Source organism: Streptomyces sp. NPDC058221 (genome assembly GCF_042882365.1).
Lineage (GTDB): Bacteria > Actinomycetota > Actinomycetes > Streptomycetales > Streptomycetaceae > Streptomyces.
Genome location: NZ_JBHVWF010000218.1, coordinates 1 through 9,588 on the forward strand (window position 1 = coordinate 1; position 9,588 = coordinate 9,588).

12 protein-coding genes are annotated in these 9,588 nt (G+C 72.1%); 6 read left to right on the top strand and 6 right to left on the bottom strand.

Going from position 1 to position 9,588, the window contains the following annotated elements:
• The 3 genes from ACFVW8_RS36625 to ACFVW8_RS36635 all read right to left on the bottom strand — a co-directional run.
• A partial coding sequence (locus tag ACFVW8_RS36625; RefSeq protein ID WP_389697906.1) for a fatty acid desaturase family protein occupies window positions 1-448 on the bottom strand: 448 nt, incomplete at its 3' end.
• A gap of 475 nt (window positions 449-923) precedes the next feature.
• Complete coding sequence (locus tag ACFVW8_RS36630) at window positions 924-1,409, bottom strand: hypothetical protein (RefSeq protein ID WP_389697908.1); 486 nt, start codon at window positions 1,407-1,409, stop codon at window positions 924-926.
• Window positions 1,406-1,981: a hypothetical protein gene (locus tag ACFVW8_RS36635; RefSeq protein WP_389697928.1), complete on the bottom strand. Its 576-nt coding sequence runs from the start codon at window positions 1,979-1,981 to the stop codon at window positions 1,406-1,408. Before ACFVW8_RS36635 ends, ACFVW8_RS36630 begins: the two co-directional genes overlap by 4 nt.
• A gap of 265 nt (window positions 1,982-2,246) precedes the next feature.
• On the opposite strand from ACFVW8_RS36635, the gene ACFVW8_RS36640 reads away from it, so the two are divergent.
• Window positions 2,247-2,651, top strand: a complete 405-nt coding sequence (locus ACFVW8_RS36640) for a DUF1992 domain-containing protein (protein ID WP_389697910.1) — start codon at window positions 2,247-2,249, stop codon at window positions 2,649-2,651.
• A gap of 48 nt (window positions 2,652-2,699) precedes the next feature.
• Window positions 2,700-3,200, top strand: a complete 501-nt coding sequence (locus tag ACFVW8_RS36645) for a GNAT family N-acetyltransferase (protein ID WP_389697912.1) — start codon at window positions 2,700-2,702, stop codon at window positions 3,198-3,200.
• 78 nt (window positions 3,201-3,278) lie between these two features.
• Here ACFVW8_RS36645 and ACFVW8_RS36650 read toward each other — a convergent pair whose 3' ends face one another.
• The 3 genes from ACFVW8_RS36650 to ACFVW8_RS36660 all read right to left on the bottom strand — a co-directional run bounded on the left by ACFVW8_RS36650 (window position 3,279) and on the right by ACFVW8_RS36660 (window position 5,175).
• Window positions 3,279-3,668: a VOC family protein gene (locus tag ACFVW8_RS36650; protein ID WP_389697914.1), complete on the bottom strand. Its 390-nt coding sequence runs from the start codon at window positions 3,666-3,668 to the stop codon at window positions 3,279-3,281.
• A gap of 181 nt (window positions 3,669-3,849) precedes the next feature.
• Window positions 3,850-4,677 (bottom strand): VOC family protein, encoded by an 828-nt coding sequence (locus tag ACFVW8_RS36655; protein WP_389697916.1) that lies wholly within the window; start codon window positions 4,675-4,677, stop codon window positions 3,850-3,852.
• Window positions 4,678-4,842: 165 nt separating this feature from the next.
• Window positions 4,843-5,175, bottom strand: coding sequence for a DUF6479 family protein (locus tag ACFVW8_RS36660; RefSeq protein ID WP_389697918.1), 333 nt, complete (start codon window positions 5,173-5,175; stop codon window positions 4,843-4,845).
• A gap of 200 nt (window positions 5,176-5,375) precedes the next feature.
• Between ACFVW8_RS36660 and ACFVW8_RS36665 the strand changes: the two genes are divergently transcribed.
• The 4 genes from ACFVW8_RS36665 (at window position 5,376) to ACFVW8_RS36680 (ending at window position 9,534) form a co-directional block, all read left to right on the top strand.
• Complete coding sequence (locus ACFVW8_RS36665) at window positions 5,376-5,765, top strand: hypothetical protein (RefSeq protein ID WP_389697920.1); 390 nt, start codon at window positions 5,376-5,378, stop codon at window positions 5,763-5,765.
• 100 nt (window positions 5,766-5,865) lie between these two features.
• The gene (locus ACFVW8_RS36670) at window positions 5,866-6,432 is read left to right on the top strand and encodes a 2Fe-2S iron-sulfur cluster-binding protein (RefSeq protein WP_389697922.1); all 567 of its coding nucleotides are present in this window, start codon (window positions 5,866-5,868) and stop codon (window positions 6,430-6,432) included.
• Entirely contained in the window at window positions 6,429-7,415 is a 987-nt protein-coding gene (locus tag ACFVW8_RS36675) for an FAD binding domain-containing protein (protein ID WP_389697924.1), read from the top strand. The genes ACFVW8_RS36670 and ACFVW8_RS36675 overlap by 4 nt, the downstream gene beginning before the upstream one ends.
• A gap of 19 nt (window positions 7,416-7,434) precedes the next feature.
• On the top strand, window positions 7,435-9,534 hold the full coding sequence (locus ACFVW8_RS36680) for a xanthine dehydrogenase family protein molybdopterin-binding subunit (RefSeq protein WP_389697926.1): 2,100 nt from the start codon (window positions 7,435-7,437) through the stop codon (window positions 9,532-9,534).
• Window positions 9,535-9,588: the final 54 nt, after the last annotated feature.

The window sequence follows — 9,588 nt, forward strand, 5'->3', positions numbered from 1 at the left end:
CGTCGGGAACGACGTCGGGGTCGAGCTGCTCGTTGTTGGGGTTGGCGTGGTGCCTGGTGTGCTTGTCCTGCCACCAGCCGTAGCCCATGCCGATGACCAGGTTGCCGGCGATCCGCCCCGTCCGGGCGCTCGCCCGGCGCAGCCGGAACACCTGGCGGTGTCCGACGTCATGGGCGACCAGGGCGACCTGCCCGAAGACCACGGCCAGGAACGCGGCCACGGCCAGCGTCCACCAGCTGTTGCCGACCAGGACGAACGCGGTCCAGCCGACGGCGCAGAGCGCGGTCACGAGGGAGATGCGGAGCACGTAGTAGCCGGGCCGCCGCCGCATCAGGCCGCTCGCCGTGATCGTTCTTGCCAGCCGGGCGAAGTCACTTCCCGCCCGGGTGTCCGCGGCGGCTGTGTCCGCCGGTGTGTTCACGGGGTCGCCCGCGGTCTGGATCGGCATGTCATCAACGCCTCACGGATAGCCGGTTTGAACCACACGGCACGCTCGGCCGTATGCGAATCGAATCCACGAGGTGAAAGGGGACATCCGGCGTGCCGGGCATGGGCGCCCGGTGCCGTGCTGCCTGTAAAACGCTCCGGCGACTGTCGCTGAGGTCCCTGGAAAGGCCTGTGGTTTTGCCCGGATTCCCGGGCTGCCCGGGTTGTCCGCGAAATGGCGGGAACGGGTCCTCTGTACACCCATCGTAGCGGTCGGTGGGTTGCGCCCGGATAAGCGAAGCCTGGGCGACGGCGGCGTGGCGGCTGTGCGGCTGCCCCCGGCGCCGGTACGGGCCGCTGGGGGCAGGAGGTGCAGAAGGTGCAGAGGCGGGTCCTGAGGTCCCTGGCTCACGGTGCGGGTCGGCATTCCGTGAGGTCCTGGGCGCCTGCCCGGTGCAGCGGGAGCCGCTGCGGGCATCGGGCGGTGACCGCTCGCCTCAGACGTTCAGCAGGCGTTCGGTGAGATCGCGGTAGTGCTGCAGAGTGACCCGCAGTTCCTCGGTCCGCGTTTCGGACTCCCCGTCCTGCTGCTGGGAGTTCAGTTCGTGCCGGTGCTCCTTGAGGGCGCTCGCCAGGCCTTCGACGGCGGCGTCGAAGGCGCTTTCCGCTTCCCCGACCGCCTGACGGGGGCTCTCGACGAATTCGGTCACCGCGTGCTGGAGCCGCAGGGTCAGCTTCTCCTGCTCGCCCTCCGGTATGAGCGGCCGGTGCGAGGCGGGGGCGCCTCGTGGCGTGGTGCCGGGTGCGGTCGCTCCGGCAGGGGCGGTCGGGGACGGGGTCCTTTCGGGCCGGATGCCGTCGGGCGCCGTGTCGGTGCGGCCGGCCGCCGTCCGGTCGGGGGTCACCGGGGGCCGGCCGGGCTGCTGGACGTCCTCGGGCGATTCGGTGGGCATCCGGGGTGTGCGTTCGGTGTCGTACGTCATGACGTGTTACTTCCTTCCGCATGGTGCCGGTCCCGGCGGACCGGGCTCTGTGAACCGTTGGAGACCAGGACGTCGAAGAGGCCGCGGGCCTCGATCATGGCCTCGCGCATCTCCTCCGTTCCGCCCTCGCCCCGCTGTACGGCGTGCACCCGGCGGTAGCCGTTGATGTGCTCGGCGTGGTGGACGGAGAGGGCGGCGGTCTGCTCCTCGAAGTCGCTGCCGTCCGGGAAACCCATGTCCCGTGCCAGCTCCGCGAGGAGGGCGTCGGCCTCGGTGACGGCCTGCTGGGGCGCATCGACGAACCGGCCCTGTATCTGCGTCCAGCGCTCGGTGTACTGTGCGCGGGCCTCGGGCGTCAGCGGGCGTTCGTCGAGGGAGCGGTGACGCTTCAACCGCTCGCTCAGCTCGTGTTCGGCAGCCTTGGCATCGCCGTCGTGACGGGCGACGGTCCGGTCGTACTCGGGTCCGAAGCGCCGCTGGAGACCACGTCCGCCGGGCTGCCGGCCGAAGGCGAAGAACAGTCCTGCGGCCACCACCAGGACGACCGCGACGATGATCACGACAGTGGTCATCATGCTCACCACCCCCGCCGGTTCTCGGTCCGCGCCTTGTCGTGTTCCACGCTCACCATCCCTTTCGGTCCGTTGCCCGGACGAAGGCCCGGGCGGGCGTGCCGTTCGTGTACCCCGCCGAACGGATTCATGCGCCGACGGGCCGAGTTGCCTGCCGGGCGGGGAGCCGCGGGCATGCCGACGGCGTCTCCCGCAGCGGATCCGTCGACCGGGCCTGGGTATCGTGAAAGGGCCGAATCACGAGTTCTCCGAGAGGGGCGTCACGGTGACCGAACGCAAACCCGCGGGCATCAGCTTCGAGTCCTGGGTCGACAAACAGATTCGCGAATCCGAACAGCGCGGTGACTTCTCCGAACTGCCGGGGTTCGGCAAGCCGCTCGAAGGTCTCGACCGCCCGTACGACGAGACGTGGTGGATCAAGTCGAAGATGCAGCGCGAGGGGGTTTCGGTGCTTCCTCCGACACTGGCCCTGCGCAAGGAGGCGGAGGACACTCTCGCCGCTCTGCCCGAGGTCCGGTCGGAGGCCGAGGTGCGGCGCATGCTGACCGAGGTGAACGAGAAGATCGCCGAGGCCGTCAGGCGCCCACCGCCGGGACCGCTCCTGAACCTCAGGCCGTTCGACGTCGACGCCCTGGTGGGGGAGTGGCGCGCCGCGCGCGACTCCGCCTGAGGTCACTGCCCCTCCCGGGTCCCGCACCGGATGCGTAATACTCCATACATGAGATCAAGCATTACGCAGCCGGGACGTCGGGCGCCGGGTGAAGGTGTACGGATCAGACGGGCGAGCGCGCGGGACGCGAAGCGGCTCACCCGTCTGGTCCGGGCCTCGCGGGCCTACGAGGGCCCGTACGCCCCGATGGTCGCCGGATACCGGGTGGGGCCCGACTACATCGAGGCGCACAGGGTCTTCGCGGCTGTCGGGGAAACCACCGGACGGCTGCTCGGCTTCTACTCCCTGATCCTGGACCCGCCCGAGCTCGACCTCATGTTCGTCGCCGATGACGCGCAGGGCTCCGGCATCGGGCGCCTGCTGATCGGACATCTGCGGGACGAAGCGCGGGAAGCCGGCCTCGCGGGCGTGCGCATCGTCTCGCACCCGCCGGCCGAGGGCTTCTACCGGAGCGTGGGAGCCATGCGGACCGGTACCGAACGGGCTGCCCCGCCCGCCGTGATGTGGGACCGGCCCGAACTGCTGCTCCCGGTCGCCCGGGAGACCTGAGCGGGGTGACGGGAACGGGGAGGGCCCGGCCGGACCCGCGTGCGGCGGATCCGGCCGGGCCCGTGCCGGCGGGAACCGTCAGGACGCATAGCCCCCGTACGGGCGCGTGATGATCTCCATCGCGTGACCGGAGGGATCGATGAAGTACACGCCCCGGCCGCCGTCGTTGTGGTTGATCTCGCCCGGGTGCCTACGCTGTGGATCGGCGTAGTAGGTGGCGCCGAGCTCCTGGATGCGGGCGAACGCCGTGTCGAACTCCGCCTCCGAGATGAGGAAGGCGTAGTGCTGCGGGGTGATGGACGCGGCGGGGACGGTCGCGAAATCCAGGGCGACCCCGTTGGCCGTGGCGACCGCGATGAACGGGCCCCATTCCGCGCCGACCTCCAGACCCAGGATGCCGGCCAGGAACTCTGCGGATTCCCGGTTGTCCCGGGAGTGAACGATGGTGTGATTCAACTCGACTGACACTGTGGAATGCCTCCAACGGGCATCTCACGGGCACCTCCACGCCTCACCCGGCCGGTGACCGGCGCGCGATGCCGTACGTACGATCCTAGGGGCCGTCTCCCCGGATCGTCGAGGTCCTCCGGCGCTGCCCGGGGCCGGGAACAGCTCCCGGCGCCGCCTTGCCGGCCGCGCCCTTCCGCCGTCAGGCCGGGACAGCCGCGGTGGGGTTGTGGACATCGGTGAGGGTGAACAGCCCGCCGTCCGGATCGAGCAGTGTCGCCTCCCGCGCGCCGGGCCGCGACAGTTCCTCGACGAGTGAACCGCCGTGCTCCCGCGCCGTCGCGACGGCGGCGGCCATGTCGGTGACCGGGAAGTTGACCTGCCAGTGCGGCCGGACCAGCGGATCGGGGGCCGCCTCGACCGCGCCCGAGCTGATCCGGGCCAGCTGCCGGCCGCCGCAGTGGACGATCACCTCGTCCTTCTCGTACGACACCTCGCAGGAGCCGGGCCGGCCACTAGCCCAGTCCAGCACCTCGCCGTAGAAGATGGCGGCGTCGAAGGCGTTCCGGGTGCGCAGGCGCAGCCAGGCGTGCGAATGGCCGTCCGGCGCGGGCGGCGAGGTCGTGGGCGCGGTGCGCTCCCAGATGCCGAACCCCGCACCGTCACGGTCGGCGGCGAGCGCGCCGCGCCCCTTGCCCAGACCGAGCGGACCCACCGCCACCGTGCCGCTGCGTTCGCGGATCCGGGAGGCGGCCACATCGGCGTCCTGCACGGCGAAGTAGGGGGTCCACGCCACCGCCACACTGAACGTCGTCGCCACCGCACCGATACCGGCGACCGGTACGTCACCGCGCCGGGCGACCGAGAACTCCTGGCCGAGCTTGCCCGGCCGGAACGTCCAGCCCATCACGGGGCCGTAGAACGCCTGGGCCGACTCCAGGTCCCGGGTCATGAGATTGACCCAGCAGGGCGCCGCGGGCCCGGTCAGAGGCGCGGGCGCGGATGCCGTACCAGAGGTGCTTGCGGTCATGGTCCTACTGCCTTCATGGGGTGTGCGGCAGACGTGTGCCGGTGGCCTGCGGGCCTTCACCAGCCTCACCGGGGGCGGCCGCTCCCGCAACACGCGGCGGAGCCGCCCACCGCGCACACGCCCCCAGCGGCCCGTGGGACAGGCCGCCGGGACGGGCTGCACCCGTCAGTCGCGCTTCTCGTCGTCCTCGTGGTGCAGGGACTCGTTCCCGTGATCACCGAGCTCGTACGGGGAGAGTCCGCGGCCGTCGGCCGGGAAGCTGTCGTCGCCGTGGACGTCGCGCTCCTCGACATGGGTGCGGTGCTCCGGCGCCACCGGCTGCTCCTCCGGCCGGGGCGGGGGAAGCTCCTGGGCGCGCCGTCGCCTGCCCAGCCATACGGCTCCGATCAGCAGGGCCACCAGGATCACTCCGACAACGGCCATCACCACCCCGGCCGCGCCCCGTCCGTCCGCGAGGGTGAGGGCCAGGGAATTGAGGGCTCCATGCGATACGTCCATGCATGCCGGATACCCCGGTGCCCGGGGATCACTCGACGCAAGGGATGAATTCATGTTTTAAGTGGATATGAGGGCGAAAGGCGTTTCGAGGGCCGGTGACCCGGCCATGCCCCGGATCCGGGCGGGGGGACGGGCCCCTCGTGTCGCAGACACCCGGCTGCGGGGAGAGCCTGGAGATGTCCCCTTCGGAAGGAACCGCGGTGAACAGCACACAGGAAGCGCAGGCGGAGGAGCGCCGGCAGGGTGGAGACGTGTCGGTCGTCGTCAGCGGGTGCGCGAAGGACGACGCGGGCACGGTCTTCGACGTGCTGCGGGCCGCGTTCGCCACCGACCGGGCCTCGGTCGACGTGCCGCAGGACATCACCGGCAAGCGGCCAACCGCCTGGGTCGCGACCGTGGACGTGACCGAGGAGCGGGTGGTCTCGGGGCCCGTGCGGCTCGGCGGGCCCGTCACGGTCGACGCGCAGGGCGGCTACTGGGCGGTCGACCGGCTCAGGCAGGGCCTGGCGGACGCCTTCGCCGTACAGGTCGTGGGCACCGTCTCCGGCGACCAGGAGGAGGAAGTGCGGCTGCGGCTGGCAGCCAAGTAGACCGTACGGCCATGGGGGCGGTTTCGGGTGAGGGTCCGGAACGCTCGGCGTAAATCTGGTAGAAAGCAGACAAAACGACGCCGAGCGAAGGGCCCTGCACGTGGATCCCACCACCCAGCGGGAGGACGGCGGGACAGACCCATGGGCGACCGTCGGCCGCTCCACGCTGACTCTGCACGTCAACGGCGTCGAGGAGACCCTGACACTCGACCACCGCACCACCGTCCTGGACACCCTGCGTCAGCACCTGGGCCTGACCGGCGCCAAGAAGGGCTGCGACCACGGTCAGTGCGGCGCCTGCACCGTCCTGGTGGACGGCCGGCGGGCGAACAGCTGCCTGCTCCTGGCCGTCGCGCAGGACGGGGGCCGCATCACCACGATCGAGGGCCTGGCCGACGGCGACGGGCTGCACCCCCTCCAGGAGGCGTTCCTGGAGCGTGACGCCCTCCAGTGCGGCTACTGCACGCCCGGCCAGATCTGCTCCGCCGTCGGAGTACTGGAAGAGGCGGCCGCCGGATTCCCTTCCCATGTCACCGGGCCCGCCTCGCCCGCCACTGCCCCGGCACGCCTGGACGGCGCCGAGATCCGCGAGCGGATGAGCGGCAATCTGTGCCGCTGCGGCGCGTACCCCCGCATCGTCGAGGCGATCGAGGACGTGGCGCCGTGAAACCCTTCGCCTATCTGCGCGCCGGATCCGTCGCCGAAGCAGTCCGGGAGGCCGCGGCCGAGCCAGGGGCCCGGTTCCTCGGCGGCGGCACCAACCTCGTCGACCTGATGAAACTCGGGGTGGAGACGCCCGGCCTGCTCATCGACATCAGCAGGCTTCCGCTGGACCGGGTGACGGACACCGCCGACGGCGGACTGCGGATCGGGGCCACGGTGCGCAACAGCGACCTGGCCGCCCACCACGCGGTACGTACCCGCTATCCCGCCCTCTCCCAGGCCCTGCTGGCCGGTGCCTCGGGGCAGCTGCGCAACACCGCCACCACCGGCGGCAACCTCCTCCAGCGCACCCGCTGCCCCTACTTCCAGGACACGTCGAAGCCGTGCAACAAGCGCGAGCCCGGCAGCGGCTGTCCGGCCCGTGAGGGCGCCCACCGCGATCTCGCCGTCCTCGGCCACTCCGCCGAATGCGTCGCCACCCACCCCTCGGACATGGCGGTCGCCCTGGCCGCCCTCGACGCCACGGTTCTGCTCCACGGACCGGACGGCGAACGGGCCGTGCCCGCCACCGGATTCCACCGGCTGCCAGGGGACAGCCCCGCCGCCGACACCGTCATCCGGCCGGGTGAACTCATCACCGGGGTTGTCCTGCCGCCGCTGCCCGACGGCACGGTCTCCCTGTACCGCAAGGCCCGCGACCGCGCCTCGTTCGCCTTCGCCCTGGCCTCCGTCGCAGCGGTCCTGCACGTCCGCGACGGCCGGATCGCCCATGCGGCCCTCGCGTTCGGCGGCCTCGCCCACCGCCCCTGGCGGGCCGGCGCCGCCGAGGAGATCCTCCGCGGCGCTCCCGCCACGGACGAGACGTACGCAGCAGCGGTGGACGCCGAACTGGCCGCGGCCCGCCCGCTGCGCGACAACGCGTTCAAGATCGTGCTGGCCCGCAGGCTGGCCGTCGACGCCCTGGCCGAACTCGCCGCCCGCCCCTGAAGAGCCGAGGACTCCCGCCATGAGCCACGCCCCCCAGCCTCTGGGCGCCCCTGTCGTCCGCCGCGAAGGGCGGGACAAGGTGACCGGTGCCGCGCGCTACTCCGCCGAGCGCAACCTGCCCGGCTGCCTGTACGCCTGGCCCGTACCCGCCACCGTCCCGCGCGGCCGCGTCACCGCGATCCGCACCGCCGACGCACTGGCACTCCCCGGCGTCCGCGCCGTCCTCACCCACGAGAACGCGCCGCGCACCGAGGAACCCGACGACCCGATCCTCGCCGTGCTCCAGGACGACCACGTACCGCACCGCGGCTGGCAGATCGCCCTGGTCGTCGCCGAGACCCTCGAAGGCGCGCGGGCGGGTGCCGAAGCGCTGGACATCACCTACGAGACCGCCCCGCACGACGTCGTCCTGACGGAGAACCACCCCGGCCTGTACACCCCGGAGACCGCCAACGGCGGCTACCCGGCCGTGCGGGAACGCGGCGACTTCGACCGGGCGTTCGCCGCCGCACCCGTACGGATCGACGCCACATACACGCTCGGTGCGCTGCACAACCACCCCATGGAGCCGCACGCCACGACCGCCCACTGGTCGCCGGAGGGACATCTCACCGTCCACGACTCCAGCCAGGGCGCCACCAAGGTGCGTGACAGCCTCGCCACCGTGTTCGGGCTCCGGCCGGGGCAGGTCACCGTCGTCTCGGAACACGTGGGCGGCGGCTTCGGCAGCAAGGGCACCCCGCGCCCCCAGACCGTGCTCGCCGCCATGGCCGCGCTGCACACCGGCCGGCCGGTCGAACTCGCCATGCCCCGGCGCCACATGGCCGCGGTCGTCGGTCACCGCGCGCCCACCGTCCAGCGTGTCAGGCTCGGCGCCGAGGCCGACGGCACCCTCACATCCGTCGCCCACGAGGTCATCTCCCACACCTCCACCGTCAAGGAGTTCATGGAGCAGGCCGCCGTCCCGGCCCGGGTGATGTACGGCTCCGAGCACAGCCGGACCGTCCACCGGGTCACCGCCCTCGATGTCCCCAGCCCTTCGTGGATGCGGGCCCCGGGTGAGGCCCCCGGCATGTACGCGCTCGAATCGGCCCTCGACGAACTCGCCGTGGAGCTCGGCATCGACCCGGTCGAGCTGCGGCTGCGCAACGACCCGGCCGACGAACCCGACTCGGGGAAACCGTTCAGCAGCCGCGGTCTCGCCGCCTGCCTCCGTGAGGGCGCCACCCGCTTCGGCTGGCACGGGCGCGAGCCCCGTCCCGGGATCCGCCGCGAGGGGGCGCTGCTGCTCGGCACGGGCGTGGCCTCCGCCACGTACCCCGTGTACATGAGCGCCTCCCACGCCACGGCGCACGCCGCCACCGACGGCTCGTACCGCATCGCTGTCAACGCCACCGACATCGGAACCGGCGCCCGCACCGTCCTCGCGCAGATCGCCGCGCATGTGCTCGGGACGCCGGTGGAGAACGTGCGCGTCGACATCGGCAACAGCGAACTGCCGGATGCTCCGCTGGCCGGCGGCTCCTCCGGCACCGCCTCCTGGGGCTGGTCGGTGCACAAGGCGGTCACCGGCCTCGTCCGGAAGCTCGGCGAGCGCCCAGGACCGCTGCCCGACGGGGGAGTGACGGTCACCGCCGACACCGGGGACGAGACGGCCGTCGAGTCCCCGTACGCCCGGCACGCCTTCGGCGCGCACTTCGCCGAGGTCGCGGTCGACAGCCGGACCGGCGAGGTCCGGGTGCGCCGGATGCTCGGAGTCTTCGCGGCCGGTCGCATCCTCAACTCCCGTACCGCACGCTCCCAGTTCATCGGCGGGATGACCATGGGCCTGGGCATGGCGCTCACCGAGGGCAGCACCATGGACCCGGTCTTCGGGGACTTCACCGAGAGCGACCTCGCCTCGTACCACGTGCCGGCCTGCGCGGACGTGACCGGCATCGAGGCGCACTGGATCGACGAGGAGGACCCCCACCTCAACCCGATGGGCAGCAAGGGCATCGGCGAGATCGGCATCGTCGGCGCCGCCGCGGCGATCGGCAACGCCGTCCGGCACGCCACCGGCGCCCGGCTGCGGACGCTCCCGCTCACGCCCGACCGGTTGCTGCCTCACCTGCCGTGACGGCGGTCCGCCGCCCGCGGCCGGGGCAGGAGACACCCCCGCAGGGGTGAATGC